We start from the raw sequence: 18572 nt of genomic DNA, 5'->3' as shown, positions 1-18572 counted from the left end.
GCGTCCGGTTCAGCAGCTGAGCCGGCTCACGCAGCGGGATCGAGGGCATCCCTATCACCCTCGTTCATGAGCTCACCTCGGCGTACTTTCCGCTGCCGTTCAGGGCTGCGTACAGCGTCTGCCGCGAGACGCCAAGATCCCGGGCCACCTTGGCTTTGGGTACGTCCTGGGCAATCCGCTCGCGTGCCAGCTGGATCTGTTCCGGTGAAAGCTTCGGGACCCGGTCGTAAACGCCGTTCCTCTTGGCAATGGCAATGCCCTCGGCCTGACGCTCACGGATGGTTTTGCGCTCCAACTGCGCGATGGCGGCGAGGACCGTGAGCATGAACTCCCCTTGCGGCGTGTCAGTGTTCAGGGCCGGGTTGTCGATGAACTCCAAGGCGACGCCCTTGGCTTTGAGTTGCTCAACGAGAGCGAGAAGGTCCGTCGTGGACCGTGCCAGACGGTCGGGTGATTTCACCCGGACCTTATCCCCATCGCGGACGTAGATGAGCATCTGCTGGAGCTGGGCTCTGTCGTCTGTGTTCTTGCCGCTGACCTTCTCGGAGAACAGCCTGTCCACAGGGCCAAGTGCTTCGAGCTGCCGTGCCTCGTTCTGGTCGGCAGCGCTAACCCGCACGTAGCCAACCACCTGCCCCTTATGTCCAGCCATCTTTATAACCCTCCATCAGTTATGTCTAACCATAGTCGAAAGGGACCCTGATTGACGTAACTCTGCAGTGACCTCGATCTGTTCACCTGGGTACACCCTAGTGGACACCGCATCGTCGCTGTAAAACTTGAGCCGGAGCTTCATCAGGCGTTGCCCGGCTGTGTCTCGTAGCTAACGGTGGATACACCGATTTGGCCAGAGAGTTTTCAAGACTTAGTTATGAGAATCACCGGCCGGAGATGAACTCGCTCGATTCCGCGAAAGTGAGAGGCGCTGCCGTTGCACCGGTCTCCAGTTCAACGAGACGCCTCGTATCCCTAGAGTTATAAGACCCTGCTACCAGAGAGGCGAGGAGTCCGCATCGGAGGCGTAAACATTTTCATCATCGCCGAGTTCTTCTATCAACCCCTCCCATGGCCACTGAGTGGTTGTGAATCGACGGTAGAGCAACACCTGAAGATCTACGACGATAACTTCCTCACGGCCCTCGTCGTAGGTAACTACCAACCCCCGGCCTTCGTCATCAATCTGAAGTTGATCGAGTTTTTGAAGGATTGTTCGTAAATTTGGTAGAAGAATTCGCGCCTCACGCTGCTTTGCGGCCTGAAAAACAGATTTGAGAGGAACCCCCTTGATTAAGTCTTGGTCCTCCTGAGCCATGATCCCCGCCATCGCGTGTGCATAGATGCCTGTGGAATTTGTTCGGCTGCGGATACCTGCGGAAGTCCGTTTGGCGAACGACTGATATAGCGTGTTCAGACTCTCTGCCAACTCCATAGCAGCGTTGTCTAGGTGCTCGACTGATCCGACCTGCTGAAGGCGCGTCTTCTTCTCCGTAATACCTGCATCATCCAAGACACCGAGCGCAAGGGACTGAAGAAGCCCGGCATTGCTGTAGGCGTCCTGAACCAGGCGTTCACGAAGTGCGGCCGACAGCTCGATGTTGAGGGCTGATACACCTTTGTCAAGGATCGCTTTCAAATCCTCATCCGACCATTCAATAGAAAACTCGCGAATTCTGGTACTTAGGTCGCTGTTGAGATTGATCAGAGACTGTTGTCTCCAGATCCCTACGATGATGACGTAGAGACCGAAGTCCCAAAGTGTCTTGAGATCAAATGAGAGTCTCTTCCTTTCACTGAAAGATAGGTAGTGCACGTCTTCGATGACAAGACGACGCTTGCTGTCCAGAATGAGCTGAGAGACAAATCGCAAATCGTCGATGTTTTGACTTAATGGTTCTGATTCTGTGGAAGTTGTTCGGGAGTAGCCCGCGATCAGTTTCGCCGCCACCTTAGCGATGAGCGCCTTCCCCAAATCGGCCGATGCTTCAACTTGTCCACTGAACGTCCCTGCCCGCGATTCACGAACGGTAAGACTTATGCCAAGGGCTCCCAGAGCCTCTCGATAGATGTCTTCAACCGTCTTACCTAGGCGACACTGCACGATAATCGCATTTGGCACGGCCTTCTGCCGAAGCCAGGATTTTCCACTCTTGGACGCTCCGCGTATGGAGACGTGAACGTTCCGCTTCAAATACTTTGCGAAGTCGTCGTCAAGCCTTCCGCGGTCCACGTAGGAGTCTGGGCGCACCTCTGTAGCTACACCAAATACATCGCTTACTTGCTTGGCCAAGTTGCTCCTTTAGTAATGAATAACAGCTCGTAGGCAGTATCCCACTTAGATGCGCATCGGCGGCCATAGTCCGAGTAGTTCTATCAGAAGTAACCCGCCACGAGTACTGCCCCACGCACCTAATGGGCGTCGATCCAGGAAGGAATCGCGGCATGGAAGTTCTCTAGCATGTGGCCCCACGGCAATTTCCCAGCAGGCTGCTGGGAAATTGGTTCCGAACTATGCCATGCAGCGGCGAAGGCGCGCATTTACTGCAGATTGCTCGGGGAGAGACCTTCCATCTCCGGAAACTCCGCACGCAGGTCAGCGGCCAGCTGCTTCACAACGCCTGTTCCCCACCCCTGCCGGTCCTGCTGTGTGAGGATTTCGTTCCCTATATTCCAGTACAGCTCAATCAGCTCGGTGTTGACGGCGCGCTGCGCTTGGATCCTGGCATCACGGACCCGGCGCTTGAGTGTATTGAGCATAACCACGAGGAAGAGCAACATCGGCACGTGTCATGAGGCCATTCTCCCAATGGTGAGCCCCACGGGCGAAGCTTTCCGGAAAACGGTGGTGTGAAGGCGTTGGCTCTTCCTCTGGCTAAAATTCCACCGTTACCCCTTACGGGGCTTGGAGCAATAGTGGCCGGGAGGCAGAACAGTAAGTACACTTTCCACTGGAGGTCCGCGCTGGCCTCCACGGTGGGCAAATCCGTGCACCAGACCTGGTCTTGCGCTGCACCCGAGGTGACGCGAAGACCCCGGAGTTCGAGGAGATGCATCATGGCAGGAAATCTGTTTGCTCGTTCAATCCACGATTTGAGTGCCGCGGCATGGTTCGGCGGTTCCCTGATGGGAGCCGTCGGCCTCAACGGCGCCGCAGCGGGTGCAAAAGACCCCGCCGAACGGACCCGCCTCTCCAGTCTGGGGTGGGGCAAATGGGCCCCGGTGCAGACCGGTGCGTTCGCCGCCCACGCCCTTGCCGGCCTGGCCGTCATCGCCGGGAACAAAGGACGCATAACCGGCCAGGCCGGCGCTACCGGGCTCACGGTCATCAAGACGGCCGTGACCTTCCTCGGGGCGGGGGTCACCCTGTACGCCGGGATCCTCGGGAAGAAAGTCAACGAGCTATCCGGAGCCGGCGCAGAAGGCGCCACGGAGCCTCGCGCCGGGGCGCCCGAGGAGCTCAAAAAGGCCCAGAACCAGTTGCGGATACTGCAGTGGACTGTCCCGGCTTTCGCCGGTGCCGTCATCGCGCTCGGAGCCCAGCACGGAGAGATGCAACGCCCAAGAAATGTCGTCCAGGGTCTCCTTAAAAAGCACACCTGAACAGAAGAACGGCCCTCTTAACTCCGGCGCGGACACGGGCACCCTGACCATTACCCCGAAAACAGCACCGGCCGCGCCGGAGAAAGGTCCCGGTTCGGGGAAAACCAGACCCGGGTTCTTCTCTCTTGAACCACGGAACCGCCCTTCCTGTTCCCAACGACCGGAAGCGAAACAGCAGTGGAAAACGGGCCTACGTCTGAGGATGAGACAGCATGAAACCCTCCATCAGCGGTGCCGCCGGACTGGGATTCGCGGCACTCTTTAGGGGCGTAAAAGCCCTGCGGCCCGACCGGCCCATCCACCCCGCCGGGGTGGCCCTGACCGGAACGGTCGAACGGTCCCCCACCAGCACCGGCAGCGGGATCCGGTGGATCGATTCCCCCGGCACTGGCGCCGTCACAGGACGGCTGTCTCGATCCCTCGGCACGCCTCCCGGATGTCCCGACATCCTTGGCTTGGCACTGCGCATCACCACGGCGACAGGCCACTTCGATCTCCTGCTCGCCTCCACTGGGATGTCACGGGCCGGTCGCTGGCTCCTTCTCCCGCGCCGCCACGCCGGCACCAGCGCCTTCTCCTCACTCATGCCCTTCAAAGGAACCAACGGCCCGGTCCTTCTAGCAGCCCACGCAGACGGGACCGGTATGCGTCTTCCTGCCTCGCCTGAGGTCTTCCAGAAGGCCCTGGGCGCCGGGACCTGGATCCTTGGGCTCTACCATGGAACCCCCACGGGTCCATGGACCCGGTTCGGTACCCTTAGCCTGGCCACCGACCCCGAGATAACCGACACCAAGACCCGCTTCGACCCCACTACCCATCCCCTGCCCGGCGCCGGGACCTACAACTGGGCTACGAACCTGAGAGCACCCGCTTACACCACCGCCCGGATACCACCAACCCATCCGCACGACGGCCACTAAAGCCCGCTGTTCGCCTGACACCAAACCCCCACGGCGTCAGATATCAGGAAAAGCGCACTCATTCCGCTGCCCGGGTTCACTGCCGGGATCCACATGGCCGGGGTTGGACCGTGGGTTGGTGTCCGTTGCGGGGATGTCCGTTATCAAGTCTTTGAGCAGTAAACGCAGTTCCGCTGATCCGTCGGTATTTTCCAGTGACAGGTCGTTTACGGCTTTCTGAGCGTTTTGCAGGGCTTGTCTGCCGGTGTCGGTGAGCGCGACTTTGGTGCTGCGCCGATCGGAAACTCCCCTGTTCCTGGTGATGAATCCTTCGTTTTCCATGCCCTGAAGAATTTTGCCCACTGTTTGGGCCCGGATTCGGAGGCTGCCGGCTAGTGCTGATTGAGATAGCGGACCGGCCGTGTTGAGGGATATCAGGGCTGTAAATGACGACATGGTCAGGTTCAGGGGCGCCAGGATCTGGTTGCCGAGGTATTCCACGTGCCGACCAGCGGTGATCAGCAGCCGTGTGGTGGGCCAAGAATCAAGTTCCGTAGCGCGCTCCGTCGCCGGTCCCGGCGGCACCTTAGCAGGTGTCCGTTCTGGGCCGGCTCTCACTGACTCACACCCAGGTCCGGTCCCACCACGGTATTACCCGGGGCCTGTCCCGGGAGAGGTCGTTCCCCTGAGAGGGGTCCGGTGTACCGTGCGTGGTTTCTTCCCTCGTTCGGTGTCCTGCGCATCGTGTCCTCCAGCGCGGTAATGCTGCCCAACCTCACCGCGGGAAGGGTTCGCCTTTTCATCCCAGTGGTCCTGCTTTCCACAAGGAGGTCCGGCGGCTGCGCCTGAAAGTACACGGACACAACCGCCGGACATCGTTGAGGACCTAGTCGTTTTGCACGTTGTCTTTGGCTTCTGCTGCCCGGTCGGTGACGTCGCCCGCAGCGGACTGGCTTTCGTCCTTGACGTGCCCGGCAGCATCGGACACGGTGGACTTCAGACTTTCCATGGCTTCCTGTGCCGGTTCCTGCAGTCCCTGCGCGACGTCTTTCGCAGCCTCACCCAAATGCGCGGTCAGGGGGGCGGCGGCATCTTTGATGGCCTCGGCAGCTTCACGTTCCTTCTGCGACGCCGGGATCAGAGAAGCAATCAGCATTCCGGCCCCGAAGGCAATCAGGCCCGCTGCCAGCGGGTTGCCTTGGGCTTTGGACGCGACCCGGTGCGGGGCATCTCCGATTGCTTCCCCGGTGTCGGAGAGGGTGTCACCTACTCCGGAAACGGCCGAGTGTGCCGTAGTCCCGACGTGGTCGGCAGCGCCCATGACGCGGTCTTTGAGCCCGGTCACGGCGCCGCGGACGTTTTCCTTGACCTTCTCGGTCTGCCGGTCCACGATGTGCGACGGGCTGACTTTATCGGCCAGGGCGTCGACGTTGGCGCTCAGGGCGGCGCGGGTTTGTTCTATGTTGGCTCGCAGGACTTCTGGGTTTTCGCTCATCGTGGTTCCTCGCTTGGTTTCAGAGTTTCGGGGATTTCCTGCAGGGTCTGCGTCGTTTTGGGCAGACCCTTGATAGCCTGCATCTCCTTGCGGCCCTTGGCGGCCAGCACCGCGGCGATGATGCCCCAGATGACGGCGACGATCACCGCGGACCAGCCGAGCCCGGTGAGGTAGGCGCCCAGCGCCCACCACAGGGCCAGGGAGAGGAAAAGCAGGGTGAAGCGTGCCGCTTCCGAGGCGCCGGCAAGCAGACCGGCGCCCTTTCCTGCCCGGGTCGCTGATTGTTTCAGCTCGACCTTGGCCAGCTCCACTTCCTGGCGCATCAGAGTCGAGACATCACCGGTGACCTGACCGAGCAAGTCACCCAGAGACGTGGTGGCAGCTTTCTCTTCGGCGGGGGTGTGCGGTAGTTCGCTGCTCATCAGTACCGTCCGTTATCCGGCAGGGGCTCCGTCGCGGGAGCCAGGTAACCCGGCGTCCCGGGCAGGGCTGTTGTAGAAATTGGGGGCTCCCCCGGTGCAAGTGTGGGCTCCGCGTACACGTCACCGGAGCCATAGGGCTGCACCGGCATAGATGCAGGAACCGGCGAAACAGGCACAACAGGGGCCGGCGAAACAGGCACAACAGGGGCCGGCGAAACAGGTACAACAGGGACAACAGGGACCGGTGCCGCGGAGTTATCCGGTGCCGCGGAGTTGGTAGCCCCTTTACTGGGAGTTCCCGCGCTCAGACCTCGCGTTAGCCGGCCGGCGAGGATGCCGACCCCGGCAGCGAGAGCTAGAAACGCTACCGGCCGCTGGCGGGCGAAACCGCGCACTTCCTCAAGCAAGGCCGCTGAATCCCGTCCTTCCAGCCAGGAAGCCGCAGAAGCGGACCTGTCCGCACCCTGGCGCACCAGATCACTGGCCATTCCGCTCTGCTCGGAAGACTCAACCATGGAATGGAGTTCATCGGCCACAGAGCGCAACCCCCCGGCCAGTCGCTGCTGCTGAGTGTCGGCCTGATCCCCCAGTTCGGTGCGCATCTGTGTCAAAAGGTCTTTGGCCTGGGACCCTACTTCCGACGCGACGTGGGCCGTCTCATCCTTCACCGTCGCAGCCACATGACCTGCAGACTCTGCAGTCACCTGGGCCACATCCGTCGCCTCGGTCTTGGCAGCCTCTGTGGTGGAGCCGGTCCCGGCTGTTTGGGCGGTGGCCCGGTGAGAAGGGGTCTGCGCGTTTGGCGTCAATGGGTTCTCCGTCATCGTCACTCTCTTTCGAAGGTTTGTTGCTGGTCTGGAACTGAAAACGTTGGCTTCATTATAATAACCATGCTTATGATTATATTGTAAGGATGCTTACGATGCTCTCGTCGGTCGCCAGGACGGCGTCCGGCTGCCGCTGGTACCACACCAACTCGTGAGCTTGAATCCATGGCGTCTTGAGGTGCCCCGCAGACTCAGGTGAGCAGTGGACACCATTTTCGGGAGCCAGCACCGAGGTTTGGCTCCCATCGCGCAGTTAGCGGGTCTTTCGTGATGGAAGCCCTTAAAAGGAGATACATAGTGGGATTTTTTGCTTTTCTTGTGCTCGGACTTATCGCCGGAGCCATTGCCAAACTGATACTTCCCGGCCGTCAAGGCGGCGGCATTATCAAGACCATGATTGTGGGAGTCATCGGAGCGCTCCTGGGCGGCTGGCTAGGTGGCCTGGCCTTCGGTGCACACCTGCAGGACTTCTTCTCACTGCAGACCTGGCTGCTCGCTATCGCCGGCTCCATTGTGCTCCTGCTTATCTGGGGACTGATCACCAAGCAGCGACACCGGTAACCCCCTGCCCGCAGAACCCACACCGGTCCATGTGGCCATGCTTCGGGTCCCGGAGCGCTGGTGCCGGGCAGTGGAGCTGTGCACCCTGGCGAAGCACAGCGACAACCCTGGTATGCGTTGGAGCGGCGGCCGTTGTTGGCCGCCGCTCCGAAGACATGTGCCCATCACGTGCCGGGCACACCCTGCTCCCTAGATGAGTAATTCCAAGGGGTCGTCTCGGCGTGGCGGGGTGTAATCGTGGGCAGGGGTGTCCAGAATCGGCGTTATCTACCCAACGTCGAACTTGGAGGCTCACGTGGACGCCGATCTGGACACCCTTGCTACTGCATTGTATGTGGAAGCTGATGATCTGTTGAAGGCCTATCCGGAACATGTTCCGCCTCGGCCCAGGATCGGGATCATGCCTAGAATCTCCGATGCCGAGCTGATCACCTTGGCAGTGATGCAGGCTTTGCTCGGCTTTACCAGCGAGGCCCGATGGCTGCGTTACGCGCGACGGTCCTTTTGCACAATGTTTCCGTATCTGCCCGGCCAGTCCGGCTACAACAAACGGTTGCGCCGGCTTGGACCGGCGATGAACTGGCTCATTGGCATGCTCGGCCAGCGCAGCGGTATCTGCTCCGATGATGTGTGGATCGTTGATTCCACCCCGGTCGAATGCGCCCGCTCCAGGGACACCGTCAAGCGTTCGGATCTAGCCGGTTGGGCCGAGTACGGTTACTGCGCTTCGCACAGCCGGTACTTCTGGGGTTTGCGCCTGCATCTGGTCTGCACGCTGCACGGCCTTCCTGTCGGATACGCCCTGACCGGAGCCAAGGCTGATGAACGCCAAATCTTTCTGGACGTCCTGGCCGGAACACCGACCATGGCAGCGGTGCGTGAAGACGGCCAGAAACAGACCGTCATCGCGGACAAGAACTACTTCGGCCACAACTTCGAAGCGACCCTGGAGAAGGCAGGGCTGGAACTGCTCCGCCCAGCCCGTAAGGGCGAAAAACCGCGGGCAGCGTCGCGGTTCTTCAAACCCCTACGGCAAATCATCGAATCGATCAACGACACCCTCAAAGGCCAACTCGACCTGGAGCAACACGGCGGTCGAAAACCAGACGGCGTGATCACCCGCATCACTCAACGCCTGCTGGCTATGACAGCTGCGATCTGGCACAACGACCGCATCGGCCAAGCCATCCGCCGCTCACTAACCGCCTACGACCACTAACCCACCTTGGAATTACTCATCTAGTGGTGGCCGCTGACGTTGCCGCCCGGCAGTCTGGGCGGGAAGACGCCGGTACCGGTGTCCGCGTCCTCACGGTCTGCCACACTTTTGGTGTCACTTTCTGCGGTGCCATCCGAATCACCGCCGGTGTCGATGAGGCTATTGGTCTGGTCGAAGGGATGCCCCACGGATCCCCCACTCGCAGGCGCGGGTAGGGGCTCACCGCCTACGACAGCGTCATCAGCCGTAAGGGGATGACCCGGCGTCGCCGCGTAGGACTGCTCCGGCCCGGCGGGCACAACAACCTCGGGAGCACCCGGTTCCGTCTTCTCGTTCGCGTCCTTGCCGGCCGCGGCGGCAGCTACCCCGACAGCGGCAGCTGCAGCAGCCGCCAATCCGATACCAGCCGCCACTTTCCCTGATACCCCGGCCTTGCCGCTGTCCCCGCGTGACTGGTTAGCGTCCTCCACACCGGGCGTGCCAGCGGCAGCGGTGCCTTCGCTGATCGTCCCCCGCCAGGCTCCGGTGGCATACCCCTCCGCCTCGATAAACGCCTTGAACCGGTCCAGATCACCTTCCGCCTGATGCTCCACCACGTTCAGCTTGTCGCCGATCTTCTCCACCAGCCCCTCCGGCTCGTAATCCAGCGACAGGTGGATTTGGGTCTGCCCGCCGCCCACATCCTCAAAAGATACGGAACCGGCGTTCGTAGCTCCCTCAGTTGCTGCCCAGGCCACCTTACGGTCCGGCACCTGCTCCAGAATTTTCGCCTCCCATTTCCGGCGCACCCCGGCGATCTCAGCAACCCATTCCAGCCGGTCATCGCTGATATGCGTCACGCTTTTCACCCCACCCATGAAGTGGGGGAAGTCCTCGAACTGGGTCCACTGGTTATACGCGACGCTCACCGGCACGTTCACCATAATATTTTTCTCAACCTTCGTGCTCACAACGTCTCCTTCAACCAGAACGACAGAAAAGACAGCAATGACAATAAAGATCAACCGTCAGTGTGCTTACTATACGTCAGACCCGTTTCCGGGGGTAGCGATCCCGGATCATCCAGCACAATCACGACAACGATAAAAGATGCCGGCACCGACCCGCCCGGTGGGCTGGGCTGACGCGCTACGCCGAACTAATGGTGTGTCTGAGTTTTGTCTGATGGTTTCGAGGGCTACGCGGCCGCGGGCTACGTTCTTGAGGATTGAGGCTGCGGTCGCGGTCCAGACCCGGAGGACGCACCCCGTCCGGATGCCGTCAATCCGAAAATCATCGACCCGGAGATTGGGGTTGATCCTGATCGCACACCAACGAAAAAACCCCGCCGGCCAGCGTTCCACTGCCGTTAGCCGAACAAGTTTCAGCCCCCGTTGCCTTCGTTGACCGTTTAGAGGCGACCCCGCCCCCCTGTTCCGCACGCTGAACCACTACCGCTGGGTGGAGCACCTGCTCATCTGTGTCCGACTGCGCTCAAACAGCGTATTCCAGGCACCCATACTCAGGGCCTTCGAGGCTGCCTGCTGGGGACGCCCCCATGGTGGGTCCCGCTTAGATTGCCCTCATGGAGCCAGGTTCACTTGACACAGCCCGATACCGATGTTGACGCGTCTTTACGCCGCAGTCTCCAACAGCACCTGAACCAGCTCTCGAAGTGTTAGATCTCTCACGTGCCGCGTGGCAGAGGGTCAGGGGTGTAACCGGTCCGGTCACTGCCTATCCCGTTGCCCGCGCCCCTTAACTGAGAAGGGCGTTCTTTTGGCGGGATTTGATCGTTGAGCTCTGCCCGCAGTTGGTGCACGTGATGTCGTAGACCTTCGATGTGGTGAAGACAGGGATGAAAAACAAGCTGAGTTTGGTGGCCCGTTCCTGCACCCGCTGCTGAACGAACTGCCCACAGTGCTGGCACGCAGCCATCCGTCCGGGCAGGTCACGCAGGAGGGTTTTGAGACCAAAAAGTAGAAACATGGTTCGTGCCTTTCAGGTAAGTCTCACGGTCAGGGCTGTATTGGTGCTTCTGGCAGGGAAAGGCGGGCGGCGAGGCCGGCGAGGAGGATGTCGAGGCCTTGATCAAGTTCGGCTGCACCGTCGTAATCCGCTAGGACCGGGGCCAGGGCGCGCAGGCGGGGAAAGTCCTTCGGCGGTAAACGGTGCAGACCCAGGCGGAGAAGGGCTTCGTTTTCATCCGGGTCAACGATGAATTCCTGCAGTTCGTTGAGGATGTGACCGTAGAGGTACCCGTAGTAGGCGCGGTAGACGTGCAGGGCACTATCCGCTGTAAACCCGGCGTCGATCAGCAGGGACAGGATCTGTTCAAGGGGCCGCAGCGTCCCCAGCGGGCGGAGACCCAGGGGTGTGGACAGCGGACGGGTCACCAGCAGTGGCACGACATTGGGGTGCCTGAGCGCCAGTCGGCGCAGGTCGTGGGCGATGCGCCGGAGCTGCGCCCGCCAGTCCGGGTCATCGGAAAAGATAGCAAGTTCGTTGAGGACAAGTTCGGAGACACCGTCCAGCAGCGCCGCGCGGTTTGCGGCGTAACGGTACAAGCTCATGGGATCCCGGCCCAGTTCCTGCCCTAGTCTGCGCATGGTCAGAGCGTCAAGCCCTTCGGAATCCACTAATACCAAAGCCGCGGATAGAACGAGCTCCCGGTTCAGCCTCTTCTTTTTCACAGGGACCACGGTGGGCACCGGATTCTCGTTAGACGACATGGTCTTCCGTTCGGTTCGGTAAGTAGAAGCCCGCTCCAAAGATACTAAGCAGGCTTGCTAGTTGTGTAGTCTACGGCTACAGTCTACATCGTAGAGAAGTTGTTATCTTAGGTTCCAGAAGTGGGCCCTGGTTGCAATGCCACCCCCGGCGCCTCACATCACCACAGGAGAAACCCATGACTGCGAACAACTCCCAAAACGCCCATACGGACACGACCCGCAATACAAACGACATCAAGATCTCCACGCGGACACTCGAGTTCGCCGTTTACGTCGCCGCCGTGATCGCGACGATCATCACCTCCGCTGTCGTCGGGGACAACGCCAACGAGAACGGCGCGGATGTCTTCAATGCCCACGACGCCATGCAGCTCATCACTTGGCTGACCATCGGTCTCATGGTGGCCCGTGGCCTCGCCAAGGCCGGGAACCGCACCCACACCCACGGATAATTCCCGAATCGAGATCGGCCATAACGGCGCACGAACAATTGTTGATCCTGGTGCGGCCCCCGAAAGAGCGGTGGCCGCACCAGGACTCTCAGCCCCACAACGCTCCACCCCCGGGAGCGGGCCAGGCCTAGGCTGTGCGGCACAGGTCAGCCACTTTAGTGCAGAAGAGTTCGCCACTAGATCTTATCCAGAGGATGAAACGATGATTCAGATTTACACACGAACAGCCAAGCTGGCCTCGGCTAAATTCGCAGCCCTTGGCATCGTCATCTGCCTGGCCACCGCCGGCTGCACCTCGGCGTCCCAATCCGGGGCCGGAGCTCCTTCAGGACCGGGGAGCTTCAGTGCAGATTCTGTCCCCAAAGACGAGAATCTCGCCAGCATGCTTCCCGCAAACATCAAGGCCAAAGGCGCGTTGGATATTGGTACCGGTACCGGATATGCACCTGCCGAATTCACCGGTGGAAACGACGGCCAGACTTCGATGGGATACGGGATCGATTTTGGCAAGGCGATCGCCGCAACACTGGGCCTCGAAGCTAAATTCCATGTGGCTGCGTTCCCCAGTATTTTACCGGGGTTAGGGGCAAAATACGACGTGGCGATTGCCTCCTTGGGAATCACCCCGGAACGTCTCCAAGCCGTGAATATGGTCAGCTACTTCAATGCCGGCGTGCTGTGGGCGGTGCAGAAGGGTAACCCCAAGCATTTCAGTATGGATGATGTCTGCGGCAAGACCGTGGGAGTCCAGACCGGCACGATCGAAGAAGAACCGGACTTAACCAACCGGTCCAAGGCCTGCGTCGACGCGGGAAACGCCCCGATTAACGTCATCAGTTTAAAAACTCAAGCCGACGTGACAACCCGGCTGACGAACGGTGGCGTTGATGCGATGCTCGCCGATTCGCCCATCACTTACTACGCCATTTCTCAAACAGGGCAGCAGTTAGAGCCGCTGGGCGACGTCTACGACGCAGCCATTCAAGGCATCGCGGTAGCAAAAAGCGACGTTGACATGGCTAACCTGGTAGCCAAAGTGATCAACAAACTGATCAAAGACGGGGACTACAAGAAAATCCTGGACACATGGAACAACGCTCCCGGCGGGATCACCGAAGCTGTCGTTAATCCGAAACCCGGAGCATAGGACTTCGCGACTGTCAGCAGATCGCTGTTGGCCAACGCCACACCCCATGAACTAAGCCACTGGTATGCCCGTTGGACATTTTCACCTCAAGCGTCATGAAATTCAGTACAGTTTCGGCGACGGCCCCTGCATGACAGCATCCCGGAACCAGATCACCGTCGAAGTACCCGATCTGGAAGGTGAAGACCGGTGGCCAGAGTACGCCGCGACCGTGCAGGAGTACGGTATGCGCACTATCCTGGCCGTCCCGTTCAACCTCGAAGGAGACGCGAAGGCAGCACTGAACCTGTCTTCGGCACAAGTAGGGAAATTTGATGCCCACGTTCAGGAAACCGTCACACGCTATACCAGGGAGGTAACCACCGCTTTGCAGCTCGGGCTTCGCTTCGCCCAACACATCGATACCGCCTCCGATCTGAAAACGGCGCTGAAATCACGAACCATCACCGACCTTGCAGTGGGCATCATCATGGCCCAAACCGGTGTAGCCAGGAAACAGCAGTTGAAATTCTCAAATCAGCATCCAGCGCCCGGAACCTCAAACTCCGCGACGTCGCGACCACCCTCGTACAGTCCATCCACCAGGAAGCCACCCACACGCATTTCGACAACTGAATCGATGTCTCGTCTGCGGGCACGGCGGACCACGGATTCACCGAGGCAATGGCGTGCCGTTCGGCGCTTAGTGAAGCGGATTTGAAGGGGCAGTCAGCCGAGGATCGATAGGGCCTGCGGAACGCTGTCGATGGTGATGATGGTGTGGCCTTCCGCGGATTTCACTTCACCGTCGATCTGGTACGGAATGGGATCCAGAGTTGAGAACCGGTACTGCCTGTAGCTCGGCTGATCACCCAAACCCTTGGTGGTGGCGCGCAGGGCGGTCAACAGGATCCGCCACTTGGCCATGTGCGGGAAGACAATGACCTCGAACTTGCCGTCGTTCGGATGCTCGTCGGCTTCACTCAACGTCGCGTACTTAGCCATCTGCGCAATGTTCGCGAATACCAAACTGTCGAACTTCCGGTGCTTGCCATCACTTTGACGGATTTCAAAGGGCTCGAACTTGGCGAATGTCCGCGCAACCGAGAACACCTCCTTCACAGCACCCTTGCTCCCTTTCTCCAAATCAATCGCCATGACGGGCGTCAAGCCAAAACCAATATAGGAGTGGGCATAAACGGGCTGCGAACCCTGCTGATCCATACTCAACCGCAGCACATCGATCCTGCGTACCTGACCCTCAATGATGGCCTCGCCCAGCGGCTTGCGTCCCGTAACCCGACTATGGTCGTTCGCATTGCCTGCCGGCAGAACCGCGCACACAGCGCCGTCACTACCACTGGCGAGCACACCATTGATAACTTCGTTATAACCACCATCACCGCTAACTGACACGACCAGCGCGTTGCCAGCTGATGCCGCCTCACGGGCGAGATCGACCGCATGACCGGCGTGTTCGGTTGGCTGCAACCTCACTTCCGACTCAGGCAATGCCGGTACCAGCTCATCGCGGAGCTCCGCGGCCAGCCTCGGGGCGTCACCAGTGCTGTTCGGATTAAAAATTATGGTGATCGTCTCAAACCTGCGCAACGCAGTCATAACCAAACCTCTCCTCATCACAGACCACCGGGCATAACAACATTAGTCACTGCCTCCCGGAGAAATAAAACCGTTTATCCACCTGCCGGGGGCGCATTCGGACCATTGACGGGGCTTCAGGATCAAAGAATCCGGAAGCCCCGTCAATGGTCGGTTTGCCGCGTTCTTTAGCTACGAGAGGCTGTTGAGGCCTCGGTGGTGTTGTGTGAGCGGCCGCGGGTGAGGAGCAGCGCCAAGGCGATCATGCCGACGCCAAGGAACAGGTGCAGCCAGTTATCCGCTCCGTTGAGGGGCACGAAGTTGCCAGCTGAGTTCTGGTCGATGACCAGACCGTAAATCCACAGGACCAGATAGATGATTCCCCCGTAGAGCAGGTAGGAGCGGGCCCCGCTGATGATGCGTGCGCTGGCAATACCAGCAACACCGAAGATCAGGTGCACGATATTGTGCAGGACCGAGACCTGGAACAGGCCAAGGAGCATGCCTTCGGACTCGTGGCCGGCGAAGCTGAGCTGGTTGTACTGGCTGGTGATGCCCGGAATGAAACCAAGCACGCCAACGAGCAGGAACACGACGCCGACCGCGAGTGCTGCTTTCTGGACATTAGTGAGGGTACCCGCACGAGGCTTATTTGCAGTAGTCATAATCGTTCTCCCAGTTAGGTATGCCAGCGGTGCTTTCAGCGAGCGATTGATGTCTCATCACGTCCCGAGAACCCCAGCTGATAATAAGACTCCAATCAAACGAACGACCCTCCCGCTAACTGCAGCATCGAATCGTCATTCACATACTAGTAAGCGTGCTTCACTTCGGTAGTGAGAAACACCTATCGCGTAGAAAATTTAGGAATCAATAAGTCCCAGCGACAACGTGCGGATCGGGAGCAGGAGAAAGAGGGGTTCGAGGATCGCGGTGGTGGCAGATGTTGTCCAACCACTCCACAGCGCTACCTCCGGATGCCTTTGCCAGAGATACTTTCCCGGGCCGATTCCTGTCATCGGGCCGTCAGTCCTCCTGCTTGCGGTTCATGTCGCGCAGCTCGTCGCGCTCAGCCAGGAGGCGGTCACGTTCGCCCGCTACGGCCTCGGCGCGGGCCTCCGCCTTATCAGCCCGGGACCGCTGCCCAGCCAGCACCTCCCTGCTTCTGGTCTCGGCAGCAACACCCTGTTCCCGTGCTGCGAGGGTCTCCGCCCGCGCCTCATCTCTCGCGGCCGTCAGGGCCTCATACGCGCTTGCATGCAGGCGGCCTGCGTCCTCTAACCGCTCGGCCAAGGCGTCGCGCTCGGTCTCAGCCCTCTCGACGTCCTCCACTGCGGCGTCGCGTTCGGCACGGGCCTGTTCCACTGTGGCGTGCCATCCGGTCCGAGCCTCCACGAACTCGCCCCTGGAGAAGGTCACTGCCTCGCGCCACAGCGCAATGAACCGCGCTTCAACGGCGGCTGGAGGCTCGGGCACGGCTTCCGTTTGGGCTTCGCGCTCGTTCCAAGACCGCGCAGCCTCGGCCGCCACGGTCATGCGCACTCCGGACCGCTCACGGACGGCTCGGGCTGTGACGGCAGTCCCGCCGGCGGCCAGCGCCTCGGCGGCCTCCGCCGCCCGCTGCTCAGGTGTCTGCTGCTCAGTCATAAAACTAGCCCCCCCCCTTTGATAACGATGGTAACGGCGTTTCCTGTTTCCCACGTTACCATAAATGAGAACGCTTCTACCAGTCCTAAGTCAGGTCTGCCGCTTGCTGCTCCGGCCCCCTGACAATTTTGTCGTCTCCTCCGGCCACGAAGGTTGAGCCGGATTGGTAGTCTCCACTTCATGGGCAAAAGCGGACCTGAAAGTGAGACGGTGCGGATGTTCCGGGCCGGTATCCCGGCTGCCACGATTGTTGAACTCAGCGGTGTACCCCGGTCAACGGTTTTTCGCCGGATCCAGGTCGCGACGGATCGTGATCCAATACTGCTCTCTGATCACACCGCAAACCAGAAACCGACCCCGGGGCCGGAGACCAAGACCGTTCCGGCGAACTGGACTGGCCGGGCCCAGCAGATCCGGGAATATCGGGCCCGGACGGGTTGCTGGCCACACCAGCATTCGGAGATCGCTGAGACGAGGACGATGGCCCGGTGGCTGGCGGTCAGGCTGGCGGCGTGGCGTCATCTTGAGTTACCGTCCGGGTACGAGGCGTGGCTTGATGAGCAGCTTCCGGGATGGAAGCAACCATCCCGGGCTGTCAGGGATGCGCAGCGTTGGGCGGAGCGACTGAACCAGTTGGTGGCCTTCACAACGCAGACTGGGTCGTGGCCGCGGTACCCGGGGGCAGCCGATGACCATGAGCGGGTTCTGGGTGTGTGGAGGCATGTGCAGCGGCAAAAGCTCAGCCAGGAAACCCTCCCGCCGGAGCAGATCGCCGCTCTTGATTCACGGGCCCATGGCTGGCGCGGGCTGACAGGCCAGGGCCGGCAAAAGTCTTAGCCCCCACCGGTCCCGTGTTTGCTGGTTGCGGGGGTGTTTTTTCGTTCTGTGTTTTGTTCGGTCCTGGTGCGTTGTCCCGGGCGGAGGGCGCCGGGGCCGGCTCCTTCCCAGGGCTGGCCGTTGTGGTGTTTGCGTTGGAGCCGGCGCACTTCTTTGAGCGTGGCCGCTTCGATGAGTTCGGAGATGGACGCGTAGCCCTCGGCGTGACCGGCGGCCAGGAACGCGGCCCGTACCTGGTCCGCGTCCTCACCGGTGAAGTAGGGGGCGAAGGAGGAGGGTTTCTTTCTACTCACCAGTCCCCCTCACCGTCCCAGGTCACGGGGCCACCCCGGTAGCCGCCAATGCGGGTGCTGGCCCTGGCAGCGCGGACCTCTGCCATGGTGAGCGTGTTCGCCAGTTCCGCCCTGATGTGCTCTCCGCACTCTTGGAGGGTGAGCTGGCGGCGCGCGATCAGGTCAGCCAGATCATCCATCCCATTCCTCTCGTCGTCGTGGCCCTGGCGTAGCCCGCTCTCGTACCCGACCAGCCAGATCCGCCAGGCCAAAGGATCGGCGGTGATAAAGACGGCCAGTTCTTCTTCGTCCATCATGGCCCCTCACTCCCCCGCACCAGCGGGGGCAGGCGTGCTGGCCTGGGTGTGGAAGGCGGCGATGGCCTGATCGATCATGTCCGGGCGGAGTCCGGACCAGTGGAAGTGGTCATCCACGACAATGACAGGGGCCTGGGAATAGCCGAGCTCCTCACTCACGTACTCCAGCGCGGCGGGCGTGGTGGTCAGGTCAACTTCCTGGAACGGGATCCCCTGTGCGGTGAACTTCTCGGCCGTTTTACGGCAGCCAAAGCAACCGGGCTTCGTGTAGAGGGTTATGGTCAGCATGGTCAGTACCTGGTTTCGTATGGTCAAAAGTTACGTTCGTCTGTACTGCTGTATAGGTCCAATTATACCCTTCATTCATATGGATGAACAGGTGCTTTGGGTTGATATAACGGGGATTTTGAGAGAATTATTGGGCTGTTTCGGGTGTCGTTCCTGGCGTGCGCGGCGACCGGTGGTGTCATTTTCAGAAGCTGACGGCACTAAATGTCAGAAGTCCTCTTCACTACGCCCCTGGTTGGCGGTCTTGTTGCCCTAAGCCTTTGCAGTAACTTCGTCTGACAAGGCGGAAGCCTGTGCCCTGCC

The 18572-nt window shown here is 60.3% G+C and carries 24 protein-coding genes; 8 read left to right on the top strand and 16 right to left on the bottom strand.

What is annotated here, in order from left to right; translation table 11 throughout:
- Positions 1-64 precede the first annotated feature (64 nt).
- The 3 genes from IV500_RS17085 to IV500_RS21625 all read right to left on the bottom strand — a co-directional run bounded on the left by IV500_RS17085 (position 65) and on the right by IV500_RS21625 (position 2775).
- Positions 65-652 carry a recombinase family protein gene (locus IV500_RS17085; RefSeq protein WP_196398028.1) on the bottom strand — a complete coding sequence of 196 codons (588 nt, stop codon included), beginning with the start codon at positions 650-652 and terminating at the stop codon, positions 65-67.
- A 336-nt stretch (positions 653-988) separates the two neighbouring features.
- Positions 989-2287, bottom strand: coding sequence for a hypothetical protein (locus IV500_RS17080; RefSeq protein ID WP_196398027.1), 1299 nt, complete (start codon positions 2285-2287; stop codon positions 989-991).
- 248 nt (positions 2288-2535) lie between these two features.
- The gene (locus tag IV500_RS21625) at positions 2536-2775 is read right to left on the bottom strand and encodes a DUF1016 N-terminal domain-containing protein (RefSeq protein ID WP_230855103.1); all 240 of its coding nucleotides are present in this window, start codon (positions 2773-2775) and stop codon (positions 2536-2538) included.
- Between the two features lie 276 nt (positions 2776-3051).
- Here IV500_RS21625 and IV500_RS17070 point away from each other — a divergent pair, with 276 nt between their 5' ends.
- On the top strand, positions 3052-3597 hold the full coding sequence (locus IV500_RS17070) for a hypothetical protein (RefSeq protein ID WP_196398026.1): 546 nt from the start codon (positions 3052-3054) through the stop codon (positions 3595-3597).
- A 212-nt stretch (positions 3598-3809) separates the two neighbouring features.
- Entirely contained in the window at positions 3810-4517 is a 708-nt protein-coding gene (locus tag IV500_RS17065) for a hypothetical protein (RefSeq protein WP_196398025.1), read from the top strand.
- 36 nt (positions 4518-4553) lie between these two features.
- Here the strand turns inward: IV500_RS17065 and IV500_RS17060 are convergent, their stop codons facing one another.
- The 4 genes from IV500_RS17060 to IV500_RS17045 all read right to left on the bottom strand — a co-directional run bounded on the left by IV500_RS17060 (position 4554) and on the right by IV500_RS17045 (position 7237).
- Positions 4554-5114 (bottom strand): MarR family winged helix-turn-helix transcriptional regulator, encoded by a 561-nt coding sequence (locus tag IV500_RS17060; RefSeq protein WP_196398024.1) that lies wholly within the window; start codon positions 5112-5114, stop codon positions 4554-4556.
- 268 nt (positions 5115-5382) lie between these two features.
- The gene (locus IV500_RS17055) at positions 5383-5991 is read right to left on the bottom strand and encodes a DUF3618 domain-containing protein (RefSeq protein ID WP_196398023.1); all 609 of its coding nucleotides are present in this window, start codon (positions 5989-5991) and stop codon (positions 5383-5385) included.
- On the bottom strand, positions 5988-6413 hold the full coding sequence (locus tag IV500_RS17050; RefSeq protein ID WP_196398022.1) for a phage holin family protein: 426 nt from the start codon (positions 6411-6413) through the stop codon (positions 5988-5990). The genes IV500_RS17055 and IV500_RS17050 overlap by 4 nt, the downstream gene beginning before the upstream one ends.
- Complete coding sequence (locus IV500_RS17045) at positions 6413-7237, bottom strand: hypothetical protein (RefSeq protein ID WP_196398021.1); 825 nt, start codon at positions 7235-7237, stop codon at positions 6413-6415. Before IV500_RS17045 ends, IV500_RS17050 begins: the two co-directional genes overlap by 1 nt.
- Positions 7238-7537: 300 nt before the next feature.
- Here IV500_RS17045 and IV500_RS17040 point away from each other — a divergent pair, with 300 nt between their 5' ends.
- Both IV500_RS17040 and IV500_RS17035 read left to right on the top strand, forming a co-directional pair.
- On the top strand, positions 7538-7801 hold the full coding sequence (locus IV500_RS17040) for a GlsB/YeaQ/YmgE family stress response membrane protein (protein ID WP_196398020.1): 264 nt from the start codon (positions 7538-7540) through the stop codon (positions 7799-7801).
- A 295-nt stretch (positions 7802-8096) separates the two neighbouring features.
- Complete coding sequence (locus IV500_RS17035) at positions 8097-9020, top strand: IS982 family transposase (protein ID WP_196398019.1); 924 nt, start codon at positions 8097-8099, stop codon at positions 9018-9020.
- Positions 9021-9040: 20 nt separating this feature from the next.
- Here the strand turns inward: IV500_RS17035 and IV500_RS17030 are convergent, their stop codons facing one another.
- The 3 genes from IV500_RS17030 to IV500_RS17020 form a co-directional block, all read right to left on the bottom strand.
- Entirely contained in the window at positions 9041-9970 is a 930-nt protein-coding gene (locus tag IV500_RS17030; protein ID WP_196398018.1) for an SRPBCC family protein, read from the bottom strand.
- Between the two features lie 787 nt (positions 9971-10757).
- Entirely contained in the window at positions 10758-10988 is a 231-nt protein-coding gene (locus IV500_RS17025) for a zinc-ribbon domain-containing protein (RefSeq protein ID WP_196398017.1), read from the bottom strand.
- Positions 10989-11017: 29 nt separating this feature from the next.
- Positions 11018-11731, bottom strand: a complete 714-nt coding sequence (locus IV500_RS17020) for a TetR/AcrR family transcriptional regulator C-terminal domain-containing protein (protein WP_196398016.1) — start codon at positions 11729-11731, stop codon at positions 11018-11020.
- A gap of 176 nt (positions 11732-11907) precedes the next feature.
- On the opposite strand from IV500_RS17020, the gene IV500_RS17015 reads away from it, so the two are divergent.
- The 3 genes from IV500_RS17015 to IV500_RS17005 all read left to right on the top strand — a co-directional run bounded on the left by IV500_RS17015 (position 11908) and on the right by IV500_RS17005 (position 14030).
- On the top strand, positions 11908-12183 hold the full coding sequence (locus tag IV500_RS17015; protein ID WP_196398015.1) for a hypothetical protein: 276 nt from the start codon (positions 11908-11910) through the stop codon (positions 12181-12183).
- A gap of 202 nt (positions 12184-12385) precedes the next feature.
- On the top strand, positions 12386-13330 hold the full coding sequence (locus tag IV500_RS17010; protein ID WP_196398014.1) for an ABC transporter substrate-binding protein: 945 nt from the start codon (positions 12386-12388) through the stop codon (positions 13328-13330).
- Positions 13331-13394: 64 nt separating this feature from the next.
- Entirely contained in the window at positions 13395-14030 is a 636-nt protein-coding gene (locus IV500_RS17005; protein WP_376770223.1) for a GAF domain-containing protein, read from the top strand.
- An 8-nt stretch (positions 14031-14038) separates the two neighbouring features.
- Here IV500_RS17005 and IV500_RS17000 read toward each other — a convergent pair whose 3' ends face one another.
- The 3 genes from IV500_RS17000 to IV500_RS16990 all read right to left on the bottom strand — a co-directional run bounded on the left by IV500_RS17000 (position 14039) and on the right by IV500_RS16990 (position 16555).
- A complete protein-coding gene (locus IV500_RS17000) occupies positions 14039-14929 on the bottom strand; it encodes a diacylglycerol/lipid kinase family protein (protein ID WP_196398012.1) in 891 nt (296 codons plus the stop codon).
- Between the two features lie 167 nt (positions 14930-15096).
- On the bottom strand, positions 15097-15573 hold the full coding sequence (locus tag IV500_RS16995) for a DUF4383 domain-containing protein (protein WP_196398011.1): 477 nt from the start codon (positions 15571-15573) through the stop codon (positions 15097-15099).
- 361 nt (positions 15574-15934) lie between these two features.
- Positions 15935-16555, bottom strand: coding sequence for a DNA-binding protein (locus IV500_RS16990; RefSeq protein WP_196398010.1), 621 nt, complete (start codon positions 16553-16555; stop codon positions 15935-15937).
- A gap of 180 nt (positions 16556-16735) precedes the next feature.
- Here IV500_RS16990 and IV500_RS16985 point away from each other — a divergent pair, with 180 nt between their 5' ends.
- A complete protein-coding gene (locus IV500_RS16985; RefSeq protein WP_196398009.1) occupies positions 16736-17392 on the top strand; it encodes a helicase associated domain-containing protein in 657 nt (218 codons plus the stop codon).
- Here the strand turns inward: IV500_RS16985 and IV500_RS16980 are convergent.
- The 3 genes from IV500_RS16980 to IV500_RS16970 are packed head-to-tail and all read right to left on the bottom strand — an operon-like array spanning position 17389 to position 18266.
- Positions 17389-17685, bottom strand: a complete 297-nt coding sequence (locus tag IV500_RS16980; protein WP_196398008.1) for a ParB family protein — start codon at positions 17683-17685, stop codon at positions 17389-17391. The two genes, IV500_RS16985 and IV500_RS16980, sit on opposite strands and share 4 nt — an antisense overlap.
- Entirely contained in the window at positions 17682-17981 is a 300-nt protein-coding gene (locus IV500_RS16975) for a hypothetical protein (RefSeq protein ID WP_196398007.1), read from the bottom strand. The genes IV500_RS16980 and IV500_RS16975 overlap by 4 nt, the downstream gene beginning before the upstream one ends.
- Positions 17982-17987: 6 nt before the next feature.
- The gene (locus tag IV500_RS16970) at positions 17988-18266 is read right to left on the bottom strand and encodes a glutaredoxin family protein (protein WP_196398092.1); all 279 of its coding nucleotides are present in this window, start codon (positions 18264-18266) and stop codon (positions 17988-17990) included.
- Positions 18267-18572: the final 306 nt, after the last annotated feature.

The organism is Arthrobacter terrae (assembly GCF_015708085.1).
In the GTDB taxonomy this organism is placed as follows: Bacteria; Actinomycetota; Actinomycetes; order Actinomycetales; family Micrococcaceae; genus Arthrobacter_M; species Arthrobacter_M terrae.
This window is presented reverse-complemented; position numbering and strand designations above follow the sequence as displayed.

What these genes read in the sequence shown, in the direction of transcription:
- IV500_RS17085 (WP_196398028.1), bottom strand. Translation starts at nt 652, where the DNA reads ATGGCTGGACATAAGGGGCAGGTGGTTGGCTACGTGCGGGTTAGCGCT.
- IV500_RS21625 (WP_230855103.1), bottom strand. Translation starts at nt 2,775, where the DNA reads ATGTTGCTCTTCCTCGTGGTTATGCTCAATACACTCAAGCGCCGGGTC.
- IV500_RS17070 (WP_196398026.1), top strand. Translation starts at nt 3,052, where the DNA reads ATGGCAGGAAATCTGTTTGCTCGTTCAATCCACGATTTGAGTGCCGCG.
- IV500_RS17065 (WP_196398025.1), top strand. Translation starts at nt 3,810, where the DNA reads ATGAAACCCTCCATCAGCGGTGCCGCCGGACTGGGATTCGCGGCACTC.
- IV500_RS17055 (WP_196398023.1), bottom strand. Translation starts at nt 5,991, where the DNA reads ATGAGCGAAAACCCAGAAGTCCTGCGAGCCAACATAGAACAAACCCGC.
- IV500_RS17050 (WP_196398022.1), bottom strand. Translation starts at nt 6,413, where the DNA reads ATGAGCAGCGAACTACCGCACACCCCCGCCGAAGAGAAAGCTGCCACC.
- IV500_RS17045 (WP_196398021.1), bottom strand. Translation starts at nt 7,237, where the DNA reads ATGACGGAGAACCCATTGACGCCAAACGCGCAGACCCCTTCTCACCGG.
- IV500_RS17025 (WP_196398017.1), bottom strand. Translation starts at nt 10,988, where the DNA reads ATGTTTCTACTTTTTGGTCTCAAAACCCTCCTGCGTGACCTGCCCGGA.
- IV500_RS17020 (WP_196398016.1), bottom strand. Translation starts at nt 11,731, where the DNA reads ATGTCGTCTAACGAGAATCCGGTGCCCACCGTGGTCCCTGTGAAAAAG.
- IV500_RS17015 (WP_196398015.1), top strand. Translation starts at nt 11,908, where the DNA reads ATGACTGCGAACAACTCCCAAAACGCCCATACGGACACGACCCGCAAT.
- IV500_RS17010 (WP_196398014.1), top strand. Translation starts at nt 12,386, where the DNA reads ATGATTCAGATTTACACACGAACAGCCAAGCTGGCCTCGGCTAAATTC.
- IV500_RS17005 (WP_376770223.1), top strand. Translation starts at nt 13,395, where the DNA reads ATGCCCGTTGGACATTTTCACCTCAAGCGTCATGAAATTCAGTACAGT.
- IV500_RS17000 (WP_196398012.1), bottom strand. Translation starts at nt 14,929, where the DNA reads ATGACTGCGTTGCGCAGGTTTGAGACGATCACCATAATTTTTAATCCG.
- IV500_RS16995 (WP_196398011.1), bottom strand. Translation starts at nt 15,573, where the DNA reads ATGACTACTGCAAATAAGCCTCGTGCGGGTACCCTCACTAATGTCCAG.
- IV500_RS16990 (WP_196398010.1), bottom strand. Translation starts at nt 16,555, where the DNA reads ATGACTGAGCAGCAGACACCTGAGCAGCGGGCGGCGGAGGCCGCCGAG.
- IV500_RS16985 (WP_196398009.1), top strand. Translation starts at nt 16,736, where the DNA reads ATGGGCAAAAGCGGACCTGAAAGTGAGACGGTGCGGATGTTCCGGGCC.
- IV500_RS16975 (WP_196398007.1), bottom strand. Translation starts at nt 17,981, where the DNA reads ATGATGGACGAAGAAGAACTGGCCGTCTTTATCACCGCCGATCCTTTG.